This is a genomic window from Streptomyces sp. NPDC006624 (assembly GCF_040611555.1).
Lineage (GTDB): Bacteria > Actinomycetota > Actinomycetes > Streptomycetales > Streptomycetaceae > Streptomyces.
On sequence record NZ_JBEXOM010000011.1, the window covers coordinates 106217 to 132529 of the forward strand.

The 26313-nt window shown below is 75.4% G+C and carries 20 protein-coding genes; 8 read left to right on the plus strand and 12 right to left on the minus strand.

The genetic code is table 11. From position 1 onward, the window contains the following. Position 1: 1 nt before the first annotated feature. From ABZY20_RS21530 to ABZY20_RS21540, 3 genes are read right to left on the minus strand one after another with little or no spacing between them, the layout of a single operon-like run. Positions 2–820, minus strand: coding sequence for an FAD/NAD(P)-binding protein (locus tag ABZY20_RS21530; protein ID WP_356443110.1), 819 nt, complete (start codon positions 818–820; stop codon positions 2–4). Beyond that, positions 817–1281, minus strand: coding sequence for a cyclic nucleotide-binding domain-containing protein (locus tag ABZY20_RS21535; protein ID WP_356443111.1), 465 nt, complete (start codon positions 1279–1281; stop codon positions 817–819). Before ABZY20_RS21535 ends, ABZY20_RS21530 begins: the two co-directional genes overlap by 4 nt. Further along, positions 1278–2438: a 4Fe-4S dicluster domain-containing protein gene (locus tag ABZY20_RS21540; protein WP_356443112.1), complete on the minus strand. Its 1161-nt coding sequence runs from the start codon at positions 2436–2438 to the stop codon at positions 1278–1280. Before ABZY20_RS21540 ends, ABZY20_RS21535 begins: the two co-directional genes overlap by 4 nt. A 706-nt stretch (positions 2439–3144) precedes the next feature. On the opposite strand from ABZY20_RS21540, the gene ABZY20_RS21545 reads away from it, so the two are divergent. Both ABZY20_RS21545 and ABZY20_RS21550 read left to right on the plus strand, forming a co-directional pair. Then, entirely contained in the window at positions 3145–4020 is an 876-nt protein-coding gene (locus ABZY20_RS21545) for a universal stress protein (RefSeq protein WP_356443113.1), read from the plus strand. Positions 4021–4181: 161 nt separating this feature from the next. Further along, positions 4182–6551, plus strand: coding sequence for a glycosyl hydrolase family 65 protein (locus ABZY20_RS21550; protein WP_356443114.1), 2370 nt, complete (start codon positions 4182–4184; stop codon positions 6549–6551). 51 nt (positions 6552–6602) lie between these two features. Here the strand turns inward: ABZY20_RS21550 and ABZY20_RS21555 are convergent, their stop codons facing one another. Both ABZY20_RS21555 and ABZY20_RS21560 read right to left on the minus strand, forming a co-directional pair. Further along, positions 6603–6860 carry a DUF1876 domain-containing protein gene (locus tag ABZY20_RS21555; protein ID WP_356443115.1) on the minus strand — a complete coding sequence of 86 codons (258 nt, stop codon included), beginning with the start codon at positions 6858–6860 and terminating at the stop codon, positions 6603–6605. A gap of 94 nt (positions 6861–6954) precedes the next feature. Then, complete coding sequence (locus ABZY20_RS21560; protein WP_356443116.1) at positions 6955–9282, minus strand: heavy metal translocating P-type ATPase; 2328 nt, start codon at positions 9280–9282, stop codon at positions 6955–6957. A gap of 273 nt (positions 9283–9555) precedes the next feature. Between ABZY20_RS21560 and ABZY20_RS21565 the strand changes: the two genes are divergently transcribed. The 6 genes from ABZY20_RS21565 to ABZY20_RS21590 all read left to right on the plus strand — a co-directional run bounded on the left by ABZY20_RS21565 (position 9556) and on the right by ABZY20_RS21590 (position 18056). Beyond that, the gene (locus ABZY20_RS21565) at positions 9556–10626 is read left to right on the plus strand and encodes a zinc-dependent alcohol dehydrogenase family protein (RefSeq protein WP_356443117.1); all 1071 of its coding nucleotides are present in this window, start codon (positions 9556–9558) and stop codon (positions 10624–10626) included. A gap of 31 nt (positions 10627–10657) precedes the next feature. Beyond that, on the plus strand, positions 10658–11347 hold the full coding sequence (locus tag ABZY20_RS21570) for a pyridoxamine 5'-phosphate oxidase family protein (RefSeq protein WP_356443118.1): 690 nt from the start codon (positions 10658–10660) through the stop codon (positions 11345–11347). Positions 11348–11501: 154 nt separating this feature from the next. Continuing rightward, positions 11502–12200, plus strand: a complete 699-nt coding sequence (locus ABZY20_RS21575) for a response regulator transcription factor (protein ID WP_356443119.1) — start codon at positions 11502–11504, stop codon at positions 12198–12200. Positions 12201–12385: 185 nt separating this feature from the next. Then, on the plus strand, positions 12386–14110 hold the full coding sequence (locus ABZY20_RS21580) for a GAF domain-containing sensor histidine kinase (RefSeq protein WP_356443120.1): 1725 nt from the start codon (positions 12386–12388) through the stop codon (positions 14108–14110). Between the two features lie 175 nt (positions 14111–14285). Then, entirely contained in the window at positions 14286–17069 is a 2784-nt protein-coding gene (locus tag ABZY20_RS21585) for an HAD-IC family P-type ATPase (RefSeq protein ID WP_356443121.1), read from the plus strand. 81 nt (positions 17070–17150) lie between these two features. Then, positions 17151–18056, plus strand: a complete 906-nt coding sequence (locus ABZY20_RS21590; RefSeq protein WP_356443122.1) for a universal stress protein — start codon at positions 17151–17153, stop codon at positions 18054–18056. A 34-nt stretch (positions 18057–18090) separates the two neighbouring features. Here ABZY20_RS21590 and ppk2 read toward each other — a convergent pair whose 3' ends face one another. The 7 genes from ppk2 to ABZY20_RS21625 all read right to left on the minus strand — a co-directional run bounded on the left by ppk2 (position 18091) and on the right by ABZY20_RS21625 (position 26272). Continuing rightward, the gene (gene ppk2 / locus ABZY20_RS21595) at positions 18091–18894 is read right to left on the minus strand and encodes a polyphosphate kinase 2 (RefSeq protein ID WP_356443123.1); all 804 of its coding nucleotides are present in this window, start codon (positions 18892–18894) and stop codon (positions 18091–18093) included. A 241-nt stretch (positions 18895–19135) separates the two neighbouring features. Beyond that, complete coding sequence (locus tag ABZY20_RS21600; protein WP_356443124.1) at positions 19136–19639, minus strand: flavodoxin domain-containing protein; 504 nt, start codon at positions 19637–19639, stop codon at positions 19136–19138. A gap of 15 nt (positions 19640–19654) precedes the next feature. Continuing rightward, complete coding sequence (locus ABZY20_RS21605) at positions 19655–20386, minus strand: CBS domain-containing protein (protein WP_356443125.1); 732 nt, start codon at positions 20384–20386, stop codon at positions 19655–19657. 32 nt (positions 20387–20418) lie between these two features. Further along, positions 20419–23112: a GNAT family N-acetyltransferase gene (locus ABZY20_RS21610; RefSeq protein ID WP_356443126.1), complete on the minus strand. Its 2694-nt coding sequence runs from the start codon at positions 23110–23112 to the stop codon at positions 20419–20421. Between the two features lie 110 nt (positions 23113–23222). Next, entirely contained in the window at positions 23223–23480 is a 258-nt protein-coding gene (locus ABZY20_RS21615) for a HypC/HybG/HupF family hydrogenase formation chaperone (protein WP_356443127.1), read from the minus strand. 6 nt (positions 23481–23486) lie between these two features. Further along, positions 23487–25769: a carbamoyltransferase HypF gene (hypF, locus tag ABZY20_RS21620; protein WP_356443128.1), complete on the minus strand. Its 2283-nt coding sequence runs from the start codon at positions 25767–25769 to the stop codon at positions 23487–23489. Beyond that, entirely contained in the window at positions 25766–26272 is a 507-nt protein-coding gene (locus ABZY20_RS21625) for a hydrogenase maturation protease (protein ID WP_356443129.1), read from the minus strand. Before ABZY20_RS21625 ends, hypF begins: the two co-directional genes overlap by 4 nt. Positions 26273–26313 lie beyond the last annotated feature (41 nt).

Here is a 26313-nt window from a genome sequence, read left to right on the forward strand (position 1 = left end):
GTCACAACTCCCTCACCGAGAGCAGGGATTCGGCGCGGTCCCAGCCGATCACCGGACCGTCGCGGCACAGCAGCACCCCGCCGAGCTGGCAGTGGCCGCAGTGCCCGGTGGCGCAGCGCATGTTCCGCTCCAGCGAGACCCGGATGCGGTGCGCGGGCAGACCGCGGTGGCGCAGGTCGCGGGCGGTGGCGCGGATCATGACCTCGGGGCCGCACACGTAGGCCGTGGTGTGCTTTGGTGCGAACGCCGCCGTGTTCAGCAGCGTGGTCACCAGACCGACGTCGCCCCACCAGGTCCGGGACGGCCGGTCGACCGTGGCCCGGCAGTGCGGCGGGCCGGGGGAGTCCGCCCAGGCGCGGACCTGGCCCGCGTACAGCAGGTCGTCCTCCGTGCGGGACCCCACCAGGAGGTTCAGTCGGCCGTACGCCCGCCCGGCCTCCAGCGCGGCCAGGACGAGCGGGCGCAGCGGCGCGAGGCCGATGCCGCCCGACACGACCACGAGGTCCTGACCGGCCGCCCGCTCCAGTCCCCAGCCGGTGCCGAAAGGGCCGCGCAGGCCCACCGTCGCGCCCGGCCGCAGCGCGGCCAGCGCGGCCGAGACCGCCCCCACCGCACGGATGGTGTGGACGAGCTCCCGGTGCCCGATGCCGGACACCGAGACGGGGATCTCCCCGACCCCGAAGGCGTACACCATCGCGAACTGCCCCGGCGCGAACGGCTCCAGGGCCCGCTCGCCGGCGGGCACCAGCGTCAGGCTGACCGTGTCGGCCGTCTCGCGCCGCACGCGGCTCACCCGGTGGGGTACGGGGAGATCGCTCATCGCCCGCTCCCGCTCCCGCTGCCGTACGGCCCGTACAGGTCCAGCAGCCGGATCCGGGAGGCCTGCAGCCGGTGCGCCACGACCCGGCCCACCCAGGTCGCGACGGCCCGGCCGAACTCGGGATCCTGCGCGCACATCGCCCGCACGGTCTCGGCGTCGAACTCCCAGGCCCGCACCGGGCTGAGCGCCTCGGCTCCCAGCTGCCACACGTGCGGTGCGAAGTGCCAGGACCAGCCGAGCAGTTCGCCGTGGCCCAGGGACTCGATGACGGCGGCGCGGCGGCCGGGCACGTGCAGGTCGAGCAGGACGGTCCCGGTCCGGATGATCCAGAACCGGTCGGCGCGCTGCCCCTCCTCGAAGAGGCGCTGCCCGCCCTCGAAGGAGACGTCGCGGGCGATGCTCATCAGCCGGTCGCGGTGCTCGACCGGGAGGGCCATGGACAGGGTGGTGGCGGAGGTCATTGTTCCGGCTCCTTCTGCTTCTCGCGCCGCAGGCGGTCGGCGAGTTCGCCGTGCAGTGCCGCGGCCTCCTCGGTGATGTCGATGCCGACCGGGCACCAGGTGATGCACCGTCCGCAGCCCACGCAGCCGGTGCTGCCGAACTGGTCGTACCAGGTGGAGAGCTTGTGGGTGAGCCACTGGCGGTAGCGGCTGCGCCCCGAGGACCGCACCGGCCCGCCGTGGAGGTACGAGAAGTCCACGTCGAAGCAGGAGTCCCAGCGCAGCCACCGCTCGGCATGGTCGCCGGTGAGGTCGGTGACCTCCTCGGTGGTGGTGCAGAAGCAGGTCGGGCAGACCATCGTGCAGTTGCCGCAGGTCAGGCAGCGGGCCGCGACGTCGTCCCAGCGGTCGGCCTCCTGGCTCGCGCCCAGCAGCGTGCGCAGGTTCACCGGCGGCATCGACCGCCCCATCCGGTCGCGGGCCGCGTCGACCGCGTCGCGGGCCGCGTCGCGCGTCGGCGGGTCGGCCGGCCGGTGCGGTACGGCGGACAGCACCTCCTGCCCGGCCTCGCTGCCCACGCGGACCAGGAAGCGGTGACCCCCGTCGTCCAGGACCTCGGTCAGCGCCAGGTCGAACCCGGCGTCGGCGGCCGGACCGCTGCCCATCGAGACGCAGAAGCAGGTGGCGCCCGGTTCCGTGCACTCGGCGGCGATCAGGAAGGCTCCCGTGCGCCGCCGCGCGTAGCCGCTGTCCTGATACCGCCCGCCGGCCAGGACCCGGTCCTGGATCGCGATGGCCCGCAGGTCGCAGGGGCGTACCCCCAGGAAGGCGTACGAGGGCTGCCCGGCGTCCGCCTCGGTGACCGCCAGGCCGCCGTCCGGGGTGCGGTCGGCCTCCCAGAGCTTCTCCCGCTGGGGATGCAGGAAGGTCTTCCAGGACTGCGGACCCGCCGTGTGGGCGAACACGGCGCCGTCGTCGCGCGGCACCAGGCGGTAGCGGCCCGCCTCGACCTGCGTGCCCCAGCCGAAGGGCAGGTCGTCGGCGGACGTGATCGCGTCGAGCACCACGGCACCGTCCCGGACGGTCGGCCCGATGACGGTGCGGCCACGCGCGTCCAGGAGCCGGACCAGGGCGTCCAGCCCGTCCCTGTCCAGGACGCCGTCTGCCGGGCTGTTCATCGTCGTCGCCCTCCGCGTGTCGTCGGACCCCCTGTTGTCAGCCTGTTCCTCCGGCGGGTGCGCCACCACGGGCCGCCCGGGCACCGCGATGGGGACCTTCGGCCTCGATGGGGCCGGCGGGAGAGGGAGGGGCGTGGGCGGCGGGCGCCGCCGGCGGAGGCCGGGACGTCACCCGCGCACGATGGACGGGAAGGACATCCGCTTCTCGCAGATCCTGATTGCGCGGTGCGCGGCCCGGAGCCGCTTCCCCGCGTCTTCCGTGATGTCCTTCCCGTCACTGTCAGCACACCACGTGCGCGCCGCGGCCGCCAGGGCCGTTCGGCCCGGAAGGGCCGGCCGGACGCCCCCGGGGTCACCGGCCGCCCCCGGGGCCGCTCAGTAGGGCAGGGGGCGCCCGGACGGAGTCCGCGGGTCGGGAGGATCCGGCCGCGGCACGGGCCGGGGGCGCTTGGTCTCCTGGATCCTCTTCATGCTGATCGCCTCACGTCGTGACGCGTTCCAGGGGCCCAGCCTCACCGATCCGCGGCGGTCCGGTAAGGGGCGACCGGCCCCTTTCCCGGTGCGCAACGGGACCCCCGCCCCGGGAGGGCCGAACGTCCTGGGCCGTGGCCCGATCGCCCCTGCCGACGGCCGCGCAGGAGTGCGACCGTGACAGTGATACCCCCTGCTGCACGACACGGCAGCCCGGAAGATTGGCGGTGAAGTCATGGAACTGCCCTTGGTCGTGGGAGTCGACGGATCCGACGGCAGCATCCTGGCCATCGACTGGGCGGTGGACGAGGCCGCCCGCCACGGTCTGCCGTTGCGGCTGGTCTACGCCTCCCTGTGGGAGCGCTACGAGGGGGCGCTGCCGTCACTGAACCGGGAGCGCCCTTCGGAGAAGGTGATGGCGGACCACATCGTGGCGTCCGCCGAGGAACGCGTCAGGCGGCTCAACCCCGATTTGAAGGTGTCGGGCGAGGCGGTGGCGGCGGAAGCGGTGTCGGCCCTGCTGAGCGAGGGCGACAACGCCACCGCCCTGATCACCGGCTCACGCGGCCGCGGCGAGCTGGCGGGCGCGCTGCTGGGCTCGGTGAGCCTGGCCGTCGCCGCCCGCTCGTACTGCCCGGTCGTCGTGGTCCGGGGCGACAAGGCGGGTCTGGCCGGCACCCACGGCCGGGTCCTGCTCGGCGCCGGAGACCCCGACACCAGCGGCGAGGCCGTCCGGTTCGCGTTCCGGGAGGCCGAGGCGCGCGGCTGCGAACTCGACGTGGTGCGCGCCTGGCGCTGCCCGGTCAGCGACAGCGCCGATCACGCGGCACTGGCCGAGGACTCCGCGCACCAGCACGAGGCGCAGGCGTCCGAGCTGGTCGACGCGCTGGTCACCGAGGAGGCCGCCGACCACCCGGCCGTCCGGGTGCGCAGGGTGACGGTCGAGGGACCGGCCCGCAAGGTGCTGGTCAACCGCTCGGCCGCCGCCGATCTGGTGGTCGTCGGCGCCCGGCGCCGGTCCGGTCACTTCGGCCTCCAGCTCGGCCGGGTCAGCCACACCCTGCTGCATCACGCGGCCTGCCCGGTCGCGGTCGTGCCCCAGCGGACCTGAGAGCCGGCCGGTACGCGCCGCGCCGGTGAACGCCCTGGTCTCCGGCGACACGCCGTCGCCCGTGCCGCGGGACACCGGGGCCCGCCCGCCCGGGGTGACACTGGTCCGGCAGGACCTCCATCCGGGGCACCGGGCCCCGGAGCCGCGAAGGGGGCAGCCGCATGCGGGCCTGGACCTGGCAGTACGAGGGATACGACCCCACACAGGAGCGCCTGAAGGAAGCGCTGTGCACGCTCGGCAACGGGCGCTTCGCCACCCGCGGGGCGCTGCCGGAGTGCGCGGCGGACGACGTCCACTATCCCGGCACCTACGCGGCCGGCTGCTACAACCGCCTCGTCTCCGTCGTCGCGGAACGCCGCGTCGAGAACGAGGACATGGTCAACCTGCCGAACTGGCTGCCGCTGCGCTTCCGGCCCGTCGGCGGCACCTGGCTCACCCCGGACACCGCCCCGGTCCTCGACCACTGCCTGGTGCTCGTCCTGGACTCGGGGCTGCTGGAGCGCGAGACCCGCTACGGCCTGGACGGCGATCGCGTGCTGACCGTACGGCAGCAGCGCCTCGTCCACATGGCCGATCCGAACCTGGCCGCCCTGCGCACCGAGTTCACCGTCGACGGCGGCGCCACGGAGCTGGAGGTCGAGGCGGCGCTCGACGGGGGAGTCGTCAACGCCGGAGTGCGGCGCTACCGCGGGCTGGAGGGCCGCCACCTGACCCATGTGCACACCGGCACCGCCGCCCCCGGCACGGTCTGGCTGCGCTGCCGCACCCGCACCTCCGACATCCGCGTCGGCATGGCGGCCCGGCTGACCGCCGACGCCCCCGTCACCGACAGCCACGAACACCCGCGGGCGCTGCAGCGGGTGCGGCTGCTCCTGGAACCCGGCCGCACCCGCACCGTCGACAAGACCGTCGCCCTGCACACCTCGCGCGACCCGGCGATCAGCGACCCGCTGCAGACCGCCGTGGACCGGGTGGGCGACGCCCCCGGCTTCGAGACGCTGCTCCGGTGGCACGTCACCGCCTGGGGCCAGCTGTGGCGGCGGGCCGAGATCGACGTCCCCGGGGAACCGGGGGCCATCCTGCGCCTGCACCTCTTCCACGTCCTGCAGACCCTCTCCCCGCACACCGCCGACCTCGACGTGGGCGTCCCGGCCCGCGGTCTGCACGGCGAGGCCTACCGCGGGCACATCTTCTGGGACGAGCTGTTCGTGCTGCCCTACCTCAACCTGCACTTCCCGGAGGTCTCCCGCGCCCTGCTGCGCTACCGCCACCGGCGCCTGGACCGGGCCCGCGCAGCCGCCCGGGCCATCGGCTGCCGCGGCGCCCTCTACCCCTGGCAGAGCGGCAGCGACGGACGCGAGGAGACCCAGCGCCTGCACCTCAACCCCCGCTCGGGCCGCTGGCTGCCCGACCACACCCATCTGCAGCACCACGTCGGTTCGGCGATCGCCTACAACGTGTGGCAGTACTGCGAGGCCAGCGGCGACACGGAGTTCCTGCACACCAAGGGCGCCGAGATGCTGCTGCAGATCGCCCGCTTCTGGGCCGACTCGGCCACCTGGGACGAAGGGCTGGGCCGCCACCGGATCCGCGGCGTGGTCGGCCCCGACGAGTACCACGAGAGCTACCCCGGCGCCGCGGCGCCCGGCCTCGACGACAACGCGTACACCAACGTCACGGCGGCCTGGGTCCTCGCCCGCACCCTGGAGGTGCTGCGCGAGCTGCCGCAGGCCCGGCGGCGCGAGCTGTTCGAACGCGTCGATCTGGCCGGCGACGAGCTGGAACGCTGGGAGACCGTCTCCCGCACCCTGCACGTCCCCTTCCACGACGGGGTCGTCAGCCAGTTCGAGGGCTACGGCGACCTCGTCGAACTCGACTGGGAGGGCTACCAGAAGCGCTACGACGACATCCGCCGGCTCGACCGGATCCTGGAGGCCGAGGGGGACACCGTCAACCGCTACAAGGCCTCCAAGCAGGCCGACGTGCTGATGCTCGGCTACCTGTTCTCCCCCGGCGAGCTCCAGTCGCTGTTCCACCGGCTGGGGCACCGGCTCGACGAGGCGAGCTGGCACCGCACCGTCGACTACTACCTGGCGCGCACCAGCCACGGCTCCACGCTCAGCGGACTCGTCCACGGCTGGATCCTGGCCCGCGCCCGGCGCGCCGAGGCGTGGCTGTTCTGCCAGGAGGCCCTGCGCGGCGACGTGGCCGACCTGCAGGGCGGGACCACCGGCGAGGGCATCCACCTCGGCGCGATGGCCGGCACCCTCGACCTCGTCCAGCGGGGCCTGACCGGGCTGGAGACCCGGCAGGGCGCGCTGTGGCTGGACCCGGTGCCGCTGCCGGAGCTCTCGTCGTACGGGTTCTCCCTGCAGTACCAGGGGCACTGGGGCGTGCGGCTGCGGCTGGAGCGCGGTCTGCTGGAGGTCTCCGTGCCGCCCTCCGAGCTCCCCCCGATCGCGGTGCGGCTGCCCGACCGGACGGTGGGCGTCGAGCCCGGCGGGACGAGCCGGCTGCTGCTGCCCGACTGAGAACCGCGCGTGCGCCGCGCCGGCGGCACACGCGCGGTTCCGGGGCCGGGATCAGGCGTCGACGGGGCCCGTCAGCATGACGATGTCGTCGGCCGCCACGTCGTGCAGCCGGATCGCGAGGTCCTCCAGGGCCCGGCTCGCGGCGAGTTCGTCTCCGATCTCGGGCACCGGCCGGTCGATGGGATTGCGCCGGGCCGTCCCCCTGCCCGTCACGGTCGAGGTGTCCCGGGTGCTGAGCACGGCACGTGCGTGCGTGGTGTCGCCCTCTTCGGAGATGAAGATCTGTACCGTCCACTGCTTGGCTTCCATGGTGATCACTCCCGTGCCGGAGCCGCTCCTTCGTCTTCACCCTGCGCGCGGGCGGGCCGGCCGCACCAGTGCCGAACGGCCCCCGCGGGGGTGCTCATGGGGCCAGGGAGAAGTAGCTCTCCTCCTCCTGCGCGAAGTGCAGGCGCAGCACGGTGTTCAGGCCGTACAGGCAGGAGCGGAGGTCGTCGAGCTGCTCGGGGGCCGGGCCGCCGTCACCGGAGGCGTGCGCGAGACGCAGATGGGTGTCGATCCGGCGCGCGAGGCGCTCGATCTCCGTGTGCGCGCGGCTCATGGTGGCGGTGGCCTCCGGACCGCCGAGAGCGGGAGCGAGGGCGGGGTAGAGCCGGTGCTCCTCGGCGTACTCGTGCGGCAGCAGCCGCTCGGTCAGCAGCCGGTGCGCGTCCTCGACCGCGGCGAGGGCCTCGGGGCCGGGGTCGTCCGACAGCCGGTCCGCGGCGGTGCGCACCGCTTCCAGCACGTCCTGCAGGTCGTCGTGCTCGGCGGCGAAGCGGTGGATCAGGGCCTCGGCCGCCGGGGTCAGGGAGGGCCGCGCGGCCCGGTCCACCCGCAGCGCCCGCAGCGCGTTGAGGATGACCGCGACGTCGATGCCCTCCTGCAGCAGCGCGCCGACGGCCGGCGGCAGCAGCCCGGCGGCGGCCGCCGCCATGGCCGCCAGCGACATCAGCATGCCGCCGAGGGCGCTCTGCACCGCGATGCGCCGGGCGCGCACGGCCATGGAGACCGCGTCGGCCAGACGGTCCACGCGGTCGGTGGTCAGCACGACATCGGCGGCCTCGGAGGCGGCCGTGGAACCGCGGGCGCCCATGGCCACGCCGACGTCCGCGGCGGCGAGGGCGGGGGCGTCGTTCACGCCGTCACCGACCATCACGGTGACCGCGCTCTTCCGCTCGGCCCGCACGGCGGCGACCTTGTCGGCCGGGCCGAGTTCGGCGCGGACACCGTCCAGGCCCAGCACGGCGGCGACCTCGCGGGCGGGCTCGGCGCGGTCCCCGGTGAGCATCAGCACCCGCTCGATCCCCGCCGTGCGCAGGTGGCGCACGGTGCGCGGGGCGTCGGGGCGCAGCGGATCGCGCAGCAGGACGGCGCCGGCGGCCTGCCCGTCGACGGTGAGCCAGGCGACGGCCGCCCCGTCGAGCAGGGCGCGGTTGCCGACCGCCTTGGCCCAGGCCGGCCGGGGGCCGTCGAAGTCGGCGCGGCCGATGGCGACGCGGTGCCCGTTCACCGTCCCGGTCGCGCCCCGGCCCGGCTCCTCGGTGACGTCGGCGGCGGCCGCCGGCCTCAGCTTGCGCTCCTGGGCGGCGGTGACGATGGCCCGGGCGAGCACATGGGGCGAGTACTGGTCGACCGAGGCCGCCAGGCGCAGCACCTCCGCCGGCGTCCAGCCGGGCGCGGCGCTGACGTCGACGACGCGCGGACGGCCGCCCGTGAGGGTGCCCGTCTTGTCCAGCAGCAGGGTGCGGGCCCGGCCCAGGTTCTCCAGCGCCCCGCCGTCCCGGACGACCACGCCCAGGCGGGAGGCCCGCGAGAGACCGGAGACGATCGCCACCGGCGCGGCCAGCAGCAGCGGACACGGCGTGGCCACCACCAGCACCGCGACCGCCCGCACCGCGGAGCCGCTGATCAGCCACGCCAGCCCCGCCACGGCCAGCGACAGGGGCAGGAACCAGGCCGCGTAACGGTCGGCCAGCCGCACCACCGGCGCGCTCTCCGCGCGGGCCTGCCCGGCCAGCCGCACGATCCCGGCGTACGTGCTGTCCCGCGCGGTCGCCGTCGCGCGCAGGCCGAAGGCACCGCCCGCGTTGACGGCCCCGCTGCGCACACCCGTCCCGCGGCCCCGTTCCACCTGCAGGGGCTCACCGGTGAGCACCGACTCGTCGAGGACGGCCGTATCGCTCTCCACGGTGCCGTCGACGGGGACCACCTCGCCCGGGCCCACCACGAGCGGGTCCCCGACGGCCACCTCGTCCAGGGCCACCGTGCGCACCCCGTCGGCCGTGCGCAGACGGGCCGAGCGCGGCGCGTGTTCCAGCAGGGCGCGCAGATCGTGGGAGGCCCGCCGCCGGGCGGCGGCCTCCAGCGCCCGCCCCGTGGCGAGCATCAGCCCGACCAGCGCCCCCGCCAGGTACTCGCCGACGGCCAGGGTGCCGCCGAGGGCGAGGACCGCGATCACGTCCACGCCCGCGTGCCCGCGGTGCAGCGCCAGAAGCACCCATCCGACCGCGGGAACGGCCGCGGCGACGGTGCCCAGGGCCCACAGCAGGTCGGCGAGCGGTTCGTCGCCGGCGAGCCAGGCGGCGCCGCCGGCGGTCACCGCCGCCGCCGTGACGACCAGGAGCACGGCTTCCAGCGAGGGCGCCGCGGCAAGGCGGCGCAGACGGTTCGTGAAGGCGGAGACGTTCATGAGACACCTCGGTCCGTCCGGGCGGCGACCGTCGACAAGGCCCCCCACCATGACAGCGCGTCCGGCGGGGGCGGCGGCAGGGGCTTACGGCCCTAGTCGGCGCGCCGGCCGGCCGCGTGGCGCCGCGATGGGGGCCGACCGGCCCATGCGGACCTCGTCCAGCTGGTCAAAGATGAAGGAGTGGGGCGTTTCCGGCGCCCGCAGGGGGCGCCGCGTGCGCCCGACGGTTCCGAGCAGTCACGCCGAACGGCCCAAGGCCCAGGGAGGCAGCTCATGAAGGGCTTCGTATTCCACGGCACCGGCAAGTCCGCCTGGGAGGAGGTCCCGGACCCGGGCATCAAGGATCCCACCGACGCCGTCGTCCGGGTCGACGCCGTGACCATCTGCGGGACGGACCTGCACATCCTCAAGGGCGACGTGCCCGAGGTGCCCGCCGGGACGGTGCTGGGGCACGAAGCGGTCGGCGAGATCGTCGAGACCGGCAGCGACGTACGCACCGTGCGGCCGGGGGACCGGGTCCTCGTCTCCTGCATCACCGCCTGCGGCCGCTGCCGCTTCTGCAGGCAGGCCGCCTACGGCCAGTGCCAGGGCGGCGGGGGCTGGATCCTCGGCCACCTGATCGACGGCACCCAGGCGGAGTACGTCCGCGTGCCGTACGCCGACCTGTCCGTGCACCCCCTGCCGGGCACCCTGACCAGCCAGGACGCCGTGCTGTTCGCGGACATCTTCCCGACCGCCTACGAGGTGGGCGTGATCAACGGGGCCGTGGCGCCCGGGGACACGGTCGCCGTCGTCGGAGCCGGGCCCATCGGACTCGCCGCGATCCTCACCGCCAAGCTGTACTCGCCCGAGCGGATCATCGCCGTGGACCTCGCCGAATCCCGGCTGGAGGCCGCCCGGCGGCTCGGCGCGGACGCCGTCGTCCCCGCGGGCGAGGGCCCCGAGCAGCTGGTCTCCGACCTCACCGGCGGCCTGGGCGCCGACGTGGTGATCGAGGCCGTGGGCGTGCCGGAGAGCTTCGAGATGTGCACCCGGATGGTGCGGCCCGGCGGACGCGTCGCCAACGTCGGCGTCCACGGCGAGCCCGCGACCCTGCACCTCGAGGAGCTGTGGATCAAGAACGTGACCATCACGACCGGACTGGTCGACACGTCCTCCACGCCCACGCTGCTGCGGATGGCGGCCGCCGGACGCGTGCCCACCTCGCCCCTGGTGACCCACACCTTCCCGCTGGACCGCATGGAGGAGGCCTACGAGGTCTTCGCGCACGCCGGCGAGACCGGCGCGCTCAAGGTCGTGCTCGGCGAGCCGCGCCACGACGAGCTGGCCGTCCCGGCGGCATGACGGCGCGAGGGGAGAAGGAGGCGACGGACTCGTGCAGCACCACATGCAGGTCCGGGGCGACCTGGGGCGCCGCGTCGCCGCGCGCCGCGCGGAACTCGGTCTGACGCAGGAGGAGACGGCCCGGCGCGCGGGCATGGCCACCAGCTATCTGCGCTACCTGGAGGAGTCCCGCGCCCCCACGCCGGGGCGCGGCGCGCTGCTCCAGCTCGCCGGGGCGCTGGAGACCACCCTGACCACGCTCACCGGGGGCGACAGCGACCTGCCGCCCGGCCTGGCCGGGGCGGGCCGGCGACCGCAACTGGTGACGCTCGACGCCGAGGAGTGCTGGAGCCGGCTGGGCGCGCACGGCGTGGGCAGACTCGCCCTGGTCAGCGCCGGCGGACCCACGGTCCTGCCCGTCAACTACACCGTCGTCGACCGCACGATCGCCTTCCGCACCGCCCCCGGCACCGTCCCCGCACAGGTGCTCGGCACCCGCGTGGCGTTCGAGGTCGACCACCTCGACGAGGCGTTCAGCCGCGGCTGGAGCGTCCTGGTGCGCGGCCGGGCCCACGGCGTCTCGGACCCGCAGGCCCTCAGCCGGCTGCGGGACGCGGCCCGCAGCACGCCCTGGGCGGGCGGCCGGCGCGAGATGTGGGTCTGCATCGACGCCGTCGAGATCAGCGGCCGCGACATCCGGGAAGGACCTCCGGGCCCGGCACCGGCCCGCGGCGGCGACTGACCGGCCGCCACCGCGGTGAGGGCCGATCGGGTGGTCTCCCGCAGGTCGGGGCCGACCGGCCCTGGCCACGGGGCGCGGGAGCGAGAAGGATCCGGAGGGACGCCGGCGCCGCTCACGGCCGGGCACCGGCGCCGGACGCGGAAGGAGCCCTCCGATGGCGGACAGCGAGCAGCGGCCCGGCCCGGACGACCCGATCCGGGTGTTCCTGCTGGACGACCACGAGGTCGTGCGGCGCGGGGTGCACGACCTGCTGGAGGAGGAGCCGGACATCACCGTCGTCGGCGAGGCCGCCACCGCCGAGCAGGCCCTGGCGCGCGTCCCCGCCCTGCGGCCCCGGGTCGCCGTACTGGACGTGCGGCTGCCCGACGGCGACGGCGTCGGCGTCTGCCGGGAGCTGCGCTCGCGCCTGCCCGATCTGGTCTGCCTGATGCTCACCTCGTTCGACGACGAGGAGGCGCTGCTCGACTCGATCATGGCCGGGGCGTCCGGATACGTGCTGAAGCAGATCCAGGGCTCCGACCTCGTCTCCGCCGTGCGCACCGTGGCCCTCGGCCAGTCGCTGCTCGACCCGGCCGCCACGGCCCGGCTCATGGCCCGGCTGCGCGAGGGCGGCGAGCAGCCCGGGGCGGAACCCGAGGCGCTGCCGGGCCTGACGGCGCGCGAGCGGGAGATCCTGGCGCTCATCGGCGAGGGTCTGACCAACCGCCAGATCGGCCAGCGGCTCTACCTCGCCGAGAAGACGGTGAAGAACCACATCTCCCGCCTCCTCGCCAAGCTCGGCGTCGAGCGGCGCATCCAGGCCGCCGTCATCGCCACCCAGGCCCAGGACAGGACCAGGCCGGAAGGCCACTGACGCCCGCTGACCGGCAGCGTTGGTCAAGACCGCCGCCGGGGACGACAATGAGGGGGCGGAAGACCACCGTCGGTACGACCCGGCCCGGCCATCGCCGCCCGGAGCCCCAGGCCCGGGTGACGACTCCCACGTGTTCCGGGGCGCTGCGGGCGTGGTGACGGCGAAGGGGAGCTGGAGGACCACCCGTGACAAGCTCCGGCGAATCCGAGGATGCCCGCGTCCGGCTGCCGCAGCTCAGGCTGGACGAGCTGCTGGAGGAGCTGCAGGCGCGGCTGGACGCCGCGAGGGGCACCCGCGACCGGGTGCACAGCCTGCTGGAGGCGGTGCTCTCGGTAGGCCGTGAACTGGACCTGGAACAGGCCCTGCGCAGCATCGTGCAGGCCGCCGCCGTGCTCGTCGACGCCGAGTACGCCGCCCTCGGTGTGATCACCCCGGACGGCGAGCGGCTGTCGGAGTTCCTCACCGAGGGCGTCTCCGAGGAGCAGATCGCCGAGATCGGCCACTATCCGGAGGGCCACGGCATCCTGGGGGAGCTGATCCGCCACCCCGAGCCGCTGCGGCTGGAGAAGATCTCCGAGCACCCGGCGTCCTACGGCTTCCCGGCCCACCACCCGCCGATGAACACCTTCCTGGGCGTCCCGATCCGGGTGCGCGACCAGATCTTCGGCAACCTCTACCTGACCGAGAAGCGCGGCGGAGCGGCGTTCGACGAGGAGGACGAGTCGGTCCTCGCGACACTGGCGGTCGCGGCGGGCGTCGCGATCGACAACGCCCGCCTGTACGAGGAGTCGCGGCTGCGCGAGCGCTGGCTGCAGGTCAGCGCGGAGATCACGCAGAGCCTGATGTCCGGCAGCGAGCGGGGCGAGGTCCTCGGGCTGATCGCCGAACGCGCGCGGGAGATCACCGCCGCCGCTCTCGCGGTGGTCGCGGTGCCGGTGGAGGGCACCGGGTCGCTCACCGTGGAACTCGCCCTCGGCGAGGGAGCCGGGGCGCACCGGGGGCGGGTGCTGCCGGTGCAGGGCAGCCTGATCGGCCGGGCCTTTTCCGGGGGCAGCCCCGTCACCAGCGCCGACCTGTCGGCCGACGAGAGCCTGTCCGCCGACCCGGCGCGCGTCACCGGACTCGGGCCGGCCGTCGCCGTCCCCATCGGCACCGGCGAGGGCGTGCGGGGAGTGGCGCTGCTGGTGCGCGAGGCCGGGAGCCCGGCGTTCACGGACAAGGAGACCGAGCCGCTGCAGGCGTTCGCCGCGCAGGCCGCCGTCGCCATGGAGCTCGCCGAGCGCCGCCGGGACGTCGAGCAGATCGCCATGCTCCAGGACCGCGACCGCATCGCCCGCGACCTGCACGACCTCGCCATCCAGCGGCTGTTCGCCACCGGCATGACGCTGCAGAGCGCGGGACGCTTCATCGAGCACCCCGAGGCCTCGCAGCGCGTCATGCGCGCGGTGGACGACCTCGACGAGACCATCAAGATCATCAGGTCCACGATCTTCGGGCTGCGCTCGCGTGAGGACGCGGCGCGCTCCGGCCTGCGCGCACGGGTGGTGCACGTGGTCGGGGAGAACGCGCCCGTGCTGGGCTTCGCGCCCAGCCTGCGGATGGAGGGCCTGCTGGACACGCAGGTGCCGAAGGAGATCGCCGACCACGTGGTCGCCGTCCTGTCGGAGGCGCTGACCAACATCGCCCGCCACGCCCGGGCCGAACGGGCCGAGGTGGCCCTGGAGACCGACGGCCGCGAGGTCCGCCTCTCGGTCACCGACGACGGCGTCGGCATCCCGCCCGGCGGACGCCGCAGCGGCCTGCGCAACATGGCCGAACGCGCCGAGCAGCTGCACGGGACGTTCGAGGTGACCAGCCCGGCCGGCGGCGGCGTGTGCCTGGTGTGGTCCGTGCCGGTGAAGCAGCCCTGAGCCCGGCCGGAGCCCGCTAGGGCCGGTCGGCGCCGCCACCGAGCCCCTCCGGCCCTGTGCCCGGCGCGGGGCGCCGTCCAGTCTGGATGCGCAGGAGCAGCTCGCCGGGCGGGTGCCCGGAGACCGGAGGCTGCCGCCGTCCCGTCCCGGCCGTCGCCCCACGACAAGGAGTGACATGGATGGTCAGCCGACGGCCGAAGTCACACGGACGGCCCCCCTTCGGCAACCCGCCGCGGTCCCGGACGCCTACCGGCTGGAGGCCGCCCGGGTGGCCGCGCACCTCGGTGTCGATCCGGCGACCGGGCTGAGCGCGGGCGAGGCGGAGGAACGCCTCGCAGCCGTCGGGCCGAACCGGCTCGCGGAGCCGGCCCGGCGCCCCGAATGGCTGAAGTTCCTCGACCAGTTCCGCAACTGGCTGATCGGCATCCTGCTGATCGCGGCCGTGGTGGCCGCGGCCCTGGGCGACTTCCGGGACGCCGTCGTCATCACCGTCGTCCTGCAGATCAACGCCGTGCTCGGCTATCTGCAGGAGCGGCGTGCCGAACGCAGCCTGGAGGCGCTGCGCCGGATGCTCGTGCCGACCGCCCGGGTCCGCAGGGACGGTGTGGAGGAGAGGATCGAGGCGGCGGCGCTCGTCCCGGGCGACATGGTCCTGCTGGAGGCCGGCGACCGGGTCCCCGCGGACGGCCGGCTGACCGTCGCGGAGTCCGTGGAGGTGGCCGAGGCGGCCCTGACCGGCGAGTCCCAGCCCGTGCCCAAGAGCGCGGCCGCGGTCGCCACCGGCGCGGACGCGCCGCTGCCGGTGGCCGAGCGCGGCAGCGTCCTGTTCATGAACACGGCGCTGACCCGCGGCCGTGCCGAGATGATCGTCACGGCCACCGGGATGCGCACCGAACTCGGGGCGATCGCCGAGGCGCTGCGCTCCGGCGCCGAGCCGCCGAGCCCGCTGCAGGTCCAGCTGGACAGCCTCGGCCGGCGGCTCGCCGTGCTCAGCGGCGTCGCCGTCGTCGCCTACGCGGTCGTCGCCCTGCTGCACGGGGAGGCGCTCGCGGACATCGCGCTGCGGTCCGTCGCCCTGGCCGTGGCGGCCATTCCCGAGGGGCTGCCCGCGGTGCTGGCCCTGACACTCGCCCTGGGCGTCTACCGCATGGCCCGCCGCGGCGCCATCGTCAAGCGGCTGGCGTCGGTGGAGTCGCTGGGGGCGGCGACGGTGGTGTGCAGCGACAAGACGGGCACGCTGACCCTCAACGAGATGACGGCGCGGGCCCTGTGGAGCGCCGGGCGGCTGTACGAGGTCACCGGCGAGGGATATGCGACGACGGGTGCCGTCCGCCCCGCCGGCTCCTCGGCCGCCGCGCCCGCCGAGGCCCTGCGGGAGGCCGTGCTGCCCTTCGCCGCGTGCAACGACGCGCGCCTGACCGACCGGGGGTTCGTCGGGGACCCCACCGAGGCCGCCCTGGTGGTGCTCGCCGCCAAGGCGGGGATCGACGCCGGCCGGCTGCGGTCGCAGGCGCCGCGCACGGGCGAGGTGCCCTTCGACGGGGCCGCCAAGTTCATGGCCACGTTCCACCCCGGGCCCGGCGGACGCGTCCGCGTGTACGTCAAGGGCGCGGTGGACGTCCTGCTGGGGATGTGCTCCGACGTGCTCACGGAGGACGGCACGGAGCCTCTCGACGACCGGCACCGCGGCGAGATCCAGGCCGTGACCGCACGCTGGGGCGGGGCCGGGCTGCGCGTCCTCGGCGCGGCCACGGCCGTCCTGGACGGCGTGCCGGGCCCGGGCGGGCTGACCGGGCTGACGCTGGTGTCGATCACCGGCATCGCCGACCCGCCCCGCCCCCAGGCCCGCGACGCGATGGCCCTGTGCCGCTCGGCCGGGGTCGCCGTCAAGATGATCACCGGCGACCACGCCGACACCGCGGCCGCCATCGCCCGCGAGCTGGACATCCGCGGCGACGTGGCCACCGGCGCCGACCTGGACGCCATGACCGACGGGCAGCTCGCCGAGCGCGTCGACGGCATCGGGGTGTTCGCCCGGGTGGCCCCCGAGCACAAGGTGAAGATCGTCCGGGCCCTGACCAGCCGCGGGCACGTCGTCGCCATGACCGGCGACGGGGTCAACGACGCCGCCGCGCTCCGGGCCGCCCACATCGGCGTCGCCATGGGCGTCACCGGCACGGACGTCGCCAAGGAAGCCGCCGACATGGTCCTCACCGACGACGACTTCTCCACCATCGTGCGGGCGGTGCGCGAGGGCCGCGCCATCTACGCCAACATCGTCAAGTTCGTGCGCTTCCAGCTCGCCACCAACATCGGCGCCATCCTGACCCTGCTGGGCGCCGCCCTGGCCGGACTGCCCGCTCCGCTCACGGCCGCCCAGCTGCTGTGGGTCAACATCATCATGGACGGCCCGCCCGCGATGGCCCTGGCCGTCGACCCCGCCCGCGACGACGTGATGCGCCGCCCCCCGCGGGACCCCGGCGAGCGGATCCTCGACGCCCGCAGGATCCTCGCCATCGGCCGGGCGGGCGCCGTCATGGCCGTGGGCACCGTCGTCCTGCTGTGGCTGGCGCGCGCGCCGTTCGGCACGGACACCGCTCTGACCATGGCGTTCACCACGTTCGTGCTGTTCCAGCTGTTCAACGCCCTGAACGCGCGCGCCGACGACGGCCCGCTCCTCGGCCGCGACCAGCTGCGCAACCGCACCCTGTGGTGGTGCCTGGCCGGGGTGCTCGCCGTCCAGGTGCTGGCCGTGCACCTGCCCTGGGCCCGCGAGGTCTTCGGCACGGTCCCGCTCAGCGCCGGCCAGTGGGCCGTGTGCCTGGCCACCGCGTCCACGGTGCTGCTGGTGGAACTCGTCCTGCGCGCGGTGCGGCCGGCGCCGCGGCGGTGGGGCCGAACGGGCCGTGCCGGGGACCAGCGGCCCCTGCCCGGCGAGCACGCCCCGGCACGATCCTGAGGGCGGATCCCCGGATCCCCGGATCCCCGGATCCCCGGATCCCCGGATCCCCGGATGATGAAGCATCAGGAGGTGGACAGCATGTCGCGCACCATCATGGTCGGCCTCGACGGCTCCCCCGAGAGCCGGGCCGCCGCCGAGTGGGCGGCGCGTGAGGCCACGCTGCGTCATGTCCCGGTGCGGTTGGTGCATGTCCGGGAGCCCGTCCCCGCTCACCTGGCCCAGGCGCCGCTGCTCGGCCCGGAGACCGTCCAGGACTGGACCGAGTGGATCCCCCGCGAGACGGCCGAAGGGCTGGCGCTGCGTCACCCGGGCGTGGAGGTGACCACCGTCCACGAGGAGGGCCGTCCCGCCGACGTGCTGTCCGACGCGGCGCGGGACGCGGAGCTGCTGGTTCTCGGCTCCCGCGGGATGAGCGGGGTCGCGGGCTTCGTCGTCGGCTCCGTGGGCCAGGCCGTCGTCGCCCGCGCGCAGGCGCCGGTGATCCTGGTGCGGGCCGGTGAGCAGGCCGCCGACGAGCACGCCATGGACCCGGCCGGCATCCCGTCCGCCGCGACCGCGTTCCGCCCGGTCCTGCTCGGCCTGGACACCCGTGGCCACCACGAGGCGGTCGTCTCGTTCGCGTTCGAGGAGGCGGCCCGCCGCGGCACGCCCCTGTGCGTGCTGCACGCCTGGAACCTGCCGCCGTACAACATCTACGGCCTGGCCGACGGGGTGAGCCTCTACGACGAGCTGGTGCGCAAGCACGCCGAGGAGCTCACCGACGCGCTCGGCCCCTGGCGGAACAAGTACCCGGCCGTCGAGGTGGTCGAGGAGTCCCGCTGCGGCAGCCCCGCGAGCCATCTCGTCAAGGGCGCCGGCGACGCCTCCCTGATCGTCGTGGGACGGCGCATCCGGCGCAGCGCGTTCGGCGCGCACATCGGCTCCGTCGCCCACGCGGTGATGCACCACGCCGCCGCACCCGTCGCCGTCGTGGCACACCCGTGACCCCGGGGAGCGGTCCCCGGCCCCGGACCGTCCGTCACAGGCGCGCCGCGTGGTCGGGGACGTACGTCTGCAGGTCGCGCGGCGGGCGCTGGTAGCCCGTCGAGGGCGGCCGGTCCGGCAGCTCCAGCACCTGGGGCGGCACCTCGTGGTACGGCACGGAGTCCAGCAGATGCGCGATCATGTTCAGCCGGGCGCGGCGCTTGTCGTCGCTCTCCACCACGTACCAGGGCGCCTCGGCGATGTCGGTGTGCACCATCATCTCGTCCTTCGCCCGCGAGTACGCCTCCCAGCGGGTCACCGACTCCAGGTCCATCGGGGACAGCTTCCAGCGCCGGAGCGGATCCTCCAGACGCCGCCGGAAACGCTCCTGCTGCTCGGTGTCGCTCACCGAGAACCAGTACTTGCGCAGCAGGATGCCGTCCTCGGTCAGCATCCGCTCGAAGATCGGGCACTGGCGCAGGAAGAGCCGGTGCTCCTCCTTGGTGCAGAAGCCCATCACGTGCTCCACGCCGGCCCGGTTGTACCAGGACCGGTCGAACAGCACGATCTCCCCGGCGGCCGGCAGGTGCTCGATGTACCGCTGGAAGTACCACTGGGTGCGTTGCCGCTCGGTCGGTCTCGGCAGCGCGGCGATCCGTGCGACACGCGGGTTGAGGTGCTCGGCCACCCGTTTGATGGTGCCGCCCTTGCCGGCGGCGTCCCGCCCCTCGAACACGACGACCAGACGGGCACCCTCGGCGCGCACCCACTCCTGCAGCTTCACCAACTCCGTCTGCAGGCGCAGCAGTTCCCTCTCGTACGCCTTGCGCGGCAGCCTCGCCGTCTTCTTGTCCGCCATGCCGCCTCCCCGCGCTCCACGGCGCCTCGGGCCTGTGTTCCAGCACCGTACTGTCCGGCCGGGGGCCGCGGGGGCGGGGGGGGGGCGCGCGGCGGGGGCGGCGGGGGGGGGGCGGGGGGGGGCGCCGGGGGCGGCGGTGACGGTGGCGCTCTCGAAGTAGCCCGGCTTGAGGTACTGCTTCTGGGCGACGGGCTCCGGCCGGGAGGCCCGGCCGGAGCGGCACGTCGTGCGGCACGGGCCGTCAGAGCTCGGGGCCCTCGAGGTCCCCGGCCACCATGGCGGCCCACCGGCTGATCTGCTCGAAGTCGCGGAAGTCGCCGCCCTTGCCGGAGTTGACGATCATCCGGGCCACGCGCCCCTTCACCTCGCCCTCCAGACGTCCCCCGAAGGTGACGTGGCCGCGGGCGTCGATCCGGTCCGCGATCCGCCGCACCCCGGGCGCCGGCGGGATGTCCCGCTCGGACGCAGACGGGTCCAGCGGCCCGCTGCTGAACAGCCACACCGGCCGGTCGGCCAGGGCCTTGCGGTGCCGCCGCGCGAAGCGGCGGGCGTCGCGCTGCCAGCGGCCCGCGTACAGTCCGCCGCCGAGGACGACCGCGCCGTACGGCCTCAGGTCGGTGACCTCCGAGGCGGGCCGCACGGCCACGGCCAGCCCTTCCTTGGCCAGGATCTCGCCGATGTGCTCGGCGATCTGGGCCGTCGATCCGTTGGTGGACCCGTAGGCCACCAGTACCTGCTCCTGCATCGCTTCCGCACCTCCTCACAGTCCGCGCAGCCAGTGATCGGTGATCGCCTGCGGGGCCGGCTCGCCCTGCTGCCGCCAGGAATCGTCGAAGCGGCAGGTGAGGCGGTCGACGACCGCGACCACACCGTCCAGCTGCCGGCACATCTCCACCGCCAGGATCACCTCGCTGCGCCGCTCCAGGGTCCCGGTGAGCGTGACCACGCCCTCGTGGACGTCCACGTCGACGGCCTGCGGCGTCAGCCACAGGGCGCGCACCAGCACCTCGTTGCGGATCGCCGACCGGATCTCCGCGTCCGGCCGCAGGAAGACCTGCAGCAGGTCGCGCCGGGTGACGATGCCGACGAGCCGCTCCTCGTCGTCGACGACCGGCAGCCGTTCGACGCGGTGGCGCGCCATGACGCGGGCCGCCTCGGCGACCGTCGCGTCGCTGCGGACCGTGACGGCGGGGCGGGACATCAGCTGCCCGGCCGTCCGCGCGCCCGCCTTGGCGCGGCGGGCCCGCGCGCCCGGCGTCCACCGCGGCGGGTGGATCCGGTGCCGCGTCGCGGACGGGCCGGGAGTCTCGGCCTGCCTGGTCATCAGGTCCGTTTCGGAGATCACCCCGAGGACCTTCCCGTCGTCGTCCACCACCGGCAGGCCGCTGATCCGGTGCTCGGCGAGCAGCCGGGCCACCTCCTTGAACGGCGTGCCGTGTTCGGCGCGGACGACGTCGGCCGTCATCAGGGCACCGACCTTGCTGTGCTTCATGGCCTCCCGCCTTCCTTCCGTGCTGCGCGCGTTCACCGGAGGCGGCGCAGATAGGGGTCGTGGGCGCGGCGCGGCAGCAGCCGGATCCGGGCGTCGAGGGCGGTGACCCGCTCGGGCCGGGCGAGCAGCGGATTGACGTCCGCCTCCGCCAGCTGCGGCAGGTCCTCCGCCATCCGGGACAGCCGCAGAAGGAACTGCTGCAGCCCTTCCAGATCGACCGGGCGGTTGCCGTCGCGTCCGAAGAGCAGGGGGGCGCAGCGCGGTGCGGTGATCAGGTCGTGCACGTCCTGGTCGGTGAGCGGGGCCAGCCGCGCCGCGTGGTCGGCCAGGACCTCCGTGGCCGTGCCGCCGAGCCCGAACAGCACCAGCGGCCCGAACACCTCGTCCTGGACCACACCCGCGAAGAGCTCGATGCCGCGCGGCGCGAGCGGCTGCACCACGGCCCCCGTCATCACATGGCCGAAGCGGACGTCGAAGTCCCGGAAGGCGGCCCGCACCTGGGCGTCGCCGCGCAGGTCCAGATGGATCGCGTGCCCGGCTGTCTTGTGCACCAGGCCCGGCCAGTACGCCTTCAGCACGACCTGCCCGTCCGGCCCTTTGAGCCGGTCGGCGGCGAGCACCGCCTCGTCCTCGGTCTCCGCCCACGCCCACGGCGACTGCGGGATGCCGTAGCAGTCCAGCAGTTCGGCGCAGGTCCGCGGATCGAGCCAGGCCCCCTCGGGATGCCGTTCCAGGAACCGGTCGGCCACGGCCCGGGCACGCGCGGTGTCCACGCCGTCCAGGGCGGGGACGGTGCCGGCCGGCCGGGCCAGCCGGCGGGCGCGCCCGGCGGCGTGGGCCAGGGCGCGGGCGGCCGCCTGCGGGTCGGCGTAGGCGGGCACGTGGCCGGGGCCCGCGGGCAGCAGCCGGACCGGGACCTCCTGGTCCAGCAGGACCGCGGCGGTCGTGCGGCCGCGCCGCCCGGGCGCCCGGGTGAGCGCCTTGACGAGGTCGTCGCCGGTCGCCGCCGCGACGGCGGTCGGTACCAGCGCGACGAGGATCGCGTCGATGCCGTCGTGGGCGGCCAGCCGGTCCAGGCAGGCGCGCAGCTGCTCCTCGGAGACCGCGGCCGACGCGTCGACGGGATTGGCGGCGCTCGCCCCCGGCGGCAGCACGCCGAGCAGGTCCTCGGTCAGTCCGGGCGGCAGCGGGGGCAGGTTCAGCCCGGCCTCCGCGCAGGCGTCGGCGGCCAGCACCCCGGCGCCGCCCGCGTTGGTGACCACGACGATCCGGCCGGCGGCGGGCAGCGGCTGGGAGTGCAGCAGGGCGGCGGTCTCCAGCAGTTCCGGGACGGTGCGGGTGGCGGTGATCCCCGCCTGGGCGAAGAGCGCGCGCCGGGTCATGGTCGTCGTGGCGGCCGCCGCGGTGTGCGAGGCGGCCGCCCGGCGGCCCGCCTCGGTACGGCCCGCGTCGACGGTCAGGATGGGCATGCGGCGGGTGACGCGGCGCGCGGTGCGCGAGAACGCGCGGGGGTTGCCGAAGGACTCCAGGTGCAGCAGCGCCAGGTCGGTGCGCCCGTCGGACTCCCACCACTGGAGCAGGTCGTTGCCGCTGACGTCGTACTTGTCGCCGAGCGAGACGAAGCTGGACACGCCGATGCCGAGCCGTTCCAGACCGCCGAGCAGGGCGATCCCGACCCCGCCGGACTGCACGGCGACGCCGGCGCTGCCCGGGGCGGGGTGGGCGGCGGCGAAGGTGGCGTCGAGCCGCACGCCCTCCTCGGTGTTGGCCAGGCCGAGGCAGTTGGGGCCGACCAGCCGCATGTCGTGCTCGCGGCAGGCCGCCAGCAGCGCCCGGGACTGCTCGGCCGCGAGTCCCGCGGAGACGACCAGCAGCGAGCGGACACCGGTTCGCCCGCACTCCTCGGCGACCCGGGCGACGTCCGCGGCGGGCACGGCGATCACCGCCAGGTCGGGGACCTGCGGCAGCGCACTGACCGACGGGTGGGCCCGGACGCCGAGAATCGTCGTCGCCGCCGGGTTGACCGCGAACAGCGCGCCCCGGTAGCGGCCCGTGATCAGGTTGTGCAGCACGGCCCGCCCCACCGAGCCCGGCCTGCGCCCGGCCCCGACCACGGCGACGCACCGCGGTCGCAGCAGCGGCACCAGACTGGCCACGTCGGCGGCCTGCCCGCGGCGCTCGACGCTCGTGCGGTAGTCCTCCGTGTCCTCCAGCGGGATCACACAGTGCACCTCGGGTCCCGAGAACCGCCGCTCGGCGCGCAGTCCCAGGTCGGCGAAGACCTTGAGCATCTCGTGGTTCTCGGCGAGCGCGTCCGCGGTGAAGGTCCGCACCCCGTGCGCGCGGGCGGCGGAGACCAGGTGCTCCAGCAGCAGCGTGCCCACGCCGCGGTGGTGCCGGTCGTCACCGACGGCGAGCGAGATCTCCGCGCTGTCCTGCGACCCGTCCCCGGTCTGGTACTCGGCGATGCCGATGATCCGGCCGCCGTGCTCGGCGACCAGCGCCCGGTAGCCGGAACCCTCCGGCTGGGCGACCCGGGCGGCGGCCTGCTCGGCGGAGCGCCGGCTCACGGAGAAGAAGCGCCGCCGCAGGTTCGCCTCCGACATCTGCCCGTACAGCCGCAGGACGCCCTCCCGGTCGTCCGGCCCCGCCGGCCGTACGCACACCGTCGTGCCGTCGGTGAGCAGCGCGTGCACCCGTTCGCCCGAGTCCGGGATGGCGGTCATGGCAAGCCTTTCGTCGGCAGCTCTGCACTCTCAGCCTCGCCCCGGTGAGGCGGTGGGCCGATGGGCCGGACGGGGCACGCCGCGGGGCCCGACGGTCCCGGGGCGTCCCGTCACGGCAGCGGCTCGCCCAGCTCGGTCTGCACGGCGTCCGCCATCGCGCGCAGCACCTCCAGCGTGCGCCGCGCCTCGGCCTCGTCGACCTCGGTGATCGCGAAGCCGACGTGCACGATGACGTACGTCCCGACGTCCGCGCCGGGCGTGTAGTCGAGGCAGACCTCGCGCCGCACCCCGCCGAAGTCGACGGTGGCCGTCCGCAGTCCGTCGTCGTCGTGGATCTCCAGGACACGTCCCGGGATGCCCAGGCACATCACCGTTCACCTCTCCTCGGCGAGCCGGGCGGCGGCCACCGCGGCCTGGCCGTAGCTGATGCCGCCGTCGCCGACCGGAACCTCGCCCCCGACGAGCACGCGCAGCCCCTGCGCGCGCAGCTGCCGCCGCACCTCGGTCAGCAGCAGCCCGTTGACGAAGCACCCTCCGCCCAGGCAGACGGTGCGGGGCGCGCCCGCCTCGACGGCCCGGGCGACCAGGCCGGCGGTGGCGAGCGCGAGCGTGCGGTGGAAGGCGGCCGCCAGAGCGGGCACCGGCTCACCGCCCGCCCGCCGCTCCAGCAGGTCGGCCACCGTGGCCGACGAGTCGTACACCCACAGGCCGCCCGCCCGCACGATGCGGTGGGCGAGCGGTACGGCGTGCCCGGTCGCGGTCCCGGCCGCGGCCTCCAGCCGCACCGCCGCCTCGCCCTCGTAGCCGACGTGGCCGCCGAGCCCCAGCAGGGCGGCGGCCGTGTCGAACAGGCGCCCGGCGCTCGACGCGCGGGGGCAGCGCACGCCGCGCCGCACCATCGCGCTCACGGCCCGCACCTCGGCCGGGTCCAGGCGCTCGGTGAACCGCCGGACGAGCCCGGGGGAGGGGCGGGGCGTGCCCAGCGCCTCGGCGTCCAGCAGATGGCCCAGGGCCGTGCGGCACGGGTGCCGCACGGCCGCGTCACCGCCGGGCAGCGGCGCGGTCGCGAACCGGCCCACGCGGCAGAAGCCGCCGCCCGGACCGGCCACGAGGACCTCGCCGCCCCACAGGGTGCCGTCGTCCCCGAGGCCCAGGCCGTCGTAGGCGACGCCGAGGACCGGCTCGCGCACCCCGTGCTCGGCCGCCACGGCGGCCACGTGCGCGTGGTGGTGCTGCACCGCGATCCGGCGCACCGGCAGGCCGAGCGCCCACTGCGTGGACAGGTACCCGGGGTGCAGGTCGTGCGCGACCGCCTCCGGTTCGACGCCGGTGAGCCGCTTCAGATCGTCGTAGGCCCGCAGGAACGCCTCGTGGGTCGCCGCGTCGGACAGATCGCCGGTGTGCGGGCCCAGATGGGCCCGGCCGTGCGCGGCGAGCGTGAAGGTGTGCTTGAGCTGGGCGCCGGCCCCGGCCAGGGGCGTGGGGACGTCGAGGGGCAGCGGCGCCGGGGCCAGGCCGCGGGCCCGGCGGACGGTGATCCGGGTCCGGCCCGTGACCCGCACCACCGAGTCGTCGTAGCGGGACCGGATCGGACGGTCGTGGGTGAGGAAGCCGTCGGCCACCGAGGCGAGCGCGCGGCGCGCCGCGTCGTCGTCGATCGCGATCGGCTCGCCGCCGAGGTTGCCGCTGGTGACGACCAGGGGGCGGGCCAGGCCGTCGAGCAGGAGGTGGTGCAGCCCGGTCGTCGGCAGGAAGAGACCGAGCCGCGGCGCACCGGGGGCCACCTCGGGCGCGACCGGGTGCCGGCGCCGGGCGGGCAGCAGCACGACGGGGCGTTCCGGCGAGGTGAGCAGCGAACGCGCGCCGCCGCCGATCCGCGCCAGGGCGGCCGCCGCCTCGACGTCCCTGACCATCACCGCGAACGGCTTGGCCGGGCGCTGCTTGCGCCGCCGCAGCTCGGCCACGGCGCGCCGGTCGTCCGCGTCGCACACCAGCTGGTAGCCGCCCAGTCCCTTCAGGGCGACGATGCCGCCGCCGGCGATCACCCGGGCCGCCGCCCGCAGCGCGTCCTCGCCGCGCAGCCCGGCCCACGCCAGACGGGGGCCGCAGTCGGGGCAGGCGACGGGCTCGGCGTGGAAGCGGCGGTTCGCCGGGTCGCCGTACTCGGCCGCGCACGCCGGGCAGAGGGGGAAGCGGCGCATGGTCGTGCGCTCGCGGTCGTAGGGGAGGCCGTCGATGATCGTGGCCCGGGGCCCGCAGTCGGTGCAGTTGATGAACGGGTAGCGGTGGCGCCGGTCGGCGGGGTCGTACAGCTCCCGCAGACAGGCGTCGCAGACCGCCGCGTCGGGCGGGACCTCGCGGGCCGCCGCCCGCGCGGCGCCGGGGACGCTGTCGCGTACGTGGAAGCCCCGGCCGGGGACGGTGAGCCCGCGGGCGAGGCCGACCCGCCGTACGCGGGCCAGGGGCGGTGCCCCGGTGCCGAGGCGGGCGGCGAACGCGTCGATGGCGCGCGGGTCCCCGGCGACCTCGCCCTCCACGTGCCCGTCGACGTTCGCCACCCAGCCGTCGAGCCCCAGCCCGACGGCCGTGCGGTAGACGAAGGGCCGGAAGCCGACCCCCTGCACGATCCCCAGGACCTCGAAGCGCCGCACGGTCATGGCCCGGACCTCGCTCCGGCGGAGCGGTAGCGGGCGATCTCGTCCTCGACCGAGGCGACGAGCGGTGCCACGGCGCCCTCGACCGCGGGGGTCAGACCGGTGCCCAGGGAGTCGTCGGCGCCCTCCACCGCGTACACGACGAGACGCCCGGGCAGCCGGCCCAGGGCGCGCGCGAGGTCGACGGCCTCGCCGAGCCCGAGCCCGTGCGAGCTGGTCGTCGGCGGCCGGCCGAGGCGCTCGGCGTCCAGTTCGAGCCGGTGGACCGTGCCGGGGCGCCCCGGGTGCGCGTGCGCCGCGTCCACCACCACGGCCAGACCGGCGCCCTCCCACAGCCCGATCAGACGGCCCGGCTCACCGTCGCAGGTCGCGACCACGGTGCCGGGCGGAAGCGCGCCGCTCCCGGCCCGTTCCCGCAGCCGGGCGGCCACCGCCCAGCCCACGCCGTCGTCCCGCCGGAACTCGTTCCCGACGCCGATGACGGCGATCCGCGTCCGCGACCCCATGCACTCCACGCTGCGCCCGCCCCGGCCCCCGCCCCCAGGGC

Bases quoted from the DNA above. Each gene is read 5' to 3' on its own strand.
- ABZY20_RS21530 (WP_356443110.1), bottom strand. From the start codon at position 820: ATGAGCGATCTCCCCGTACCCCACCGGGTGAGCCGCGTGCGGCGCGAG.
- ABZY20_RS21535 (WP_356443111.1), bottom strand. From the start codon at position 1,281: ATGACCTCCGCCACCACCCTGTCCATGGCCCTCCCGGTCGAGCACCGC.
- ABZY20_RS21540 (WP_356443112.1), bottom strand. From the start codon at position 2,438: ATGAACAGCCCGGCAGACGGCGTCCTGGACAGGGACGGGCTGGACGCC.
- ABZY20_RS21545 (WP_356443113.1), top strand. From the start codon at position 3,145: ATGGAACTGCCCTTGGTCGTGGGAGTCGACGGATCCGACGGCAGCATC.
- ABZY20_RS21550 (WP_356443114.1), top strand. From the start codon at position 4,182: ATGCGGGCCTGGACCTGGCAGTACGAGGGATACGACCCCACACAGGAG.
- ABZY20_RS21555 (WP_356443115.1), bottom strand. From the start codon at position 6,860: ATGGAAGCCAAGCAGTGGACGGTACAGATCTTCATCTCCGAAGAGGGC.
- ABZY20_RS21560 (WP_356443116.1), bottom strand. From the start codon at position 9,282: ATGAACGTCTCCGCCTTCACGAACCGTCTGCGCCGCCTTGCCGCGGCG.
- ABZY20_RS21565 (WP_356443117.1), top strand. From the start codon at position 9,556: ATGAAGGGCTTCGTATTCCACGGCACCGGCAAGTCCGCCTGGGAGGAG.
- ABZY20_RS21575 (WP_356443119.1), top strand. From the start codon at position 11,502: ATGGCGGACAGCGAGCAGCGGCCCGGCCCGGACGACCCGATCCGGGTG.
- ABZY20_RS21585 (WP_356443121.1), top strand. From the start codon at position 14,286: ATGGATGGTCAGCCGACGGCCGAAGTCACACGGACGGCCCCCCTTCGG.
- ABZY20_RS21590 (WP_356443122.1), top strand. From the start codon at position 17,151: ATGTCGCGCACCATCATGGTCGGCCTCGACGGCTCCCCCGAGAGCCGG.
- ppk2 (WP_356443123.1), bottom strand. From the start codon at position 18,894: ATGGCGGACAAGAAGACGGCGAGGCTGCCGCGCAAGGCGTACGAGAGG.
- ABZY20_RS21600 (WP_356443124.1), bottom strand. From the start codon at position 19,639: ATGCAGGAGCAGGTACTGGTGGCCTACGGGTCCACCAACGGATCGACG.
- ABZY20_RS21605 (WP_356443125.1), bottom strand. From the start codon at position 20,386: ATGAAGCACAGCAAGGTCGGTGCCCTGATGACGGCCGACGTCGTCCGC.
- ABZY20_RS21610 (WP_356443126.1), bottom strand. From the start codon at position 23,112: ATGACCGCCATCCCGGACTCGGGCGAACGGGTGCACGCGCTGCTCACC.
- ABZY20_RS21615 (WP_356443127.1), bottom strand. From the start codon at position 23,480: ATGTGCCTGGGCATCCCGGGACGTGTCCTGGAGATCCACGACGACGAC.
- hypF (WP_356443128.1), bottom strand. From the start codon at position 25,769: ATGACCGTGCGGCGCTTCGAGGTCCTGGGGATCGTGCAGGGGGTCGGC.
- ABZY20_RS21625 (WP_356443129.1), bottom strand. From the start codon at position 26,272: ATGGGGTCGCGGACGCGGATCGCCGTCATCGGCGTCGGGAACGAGTTC.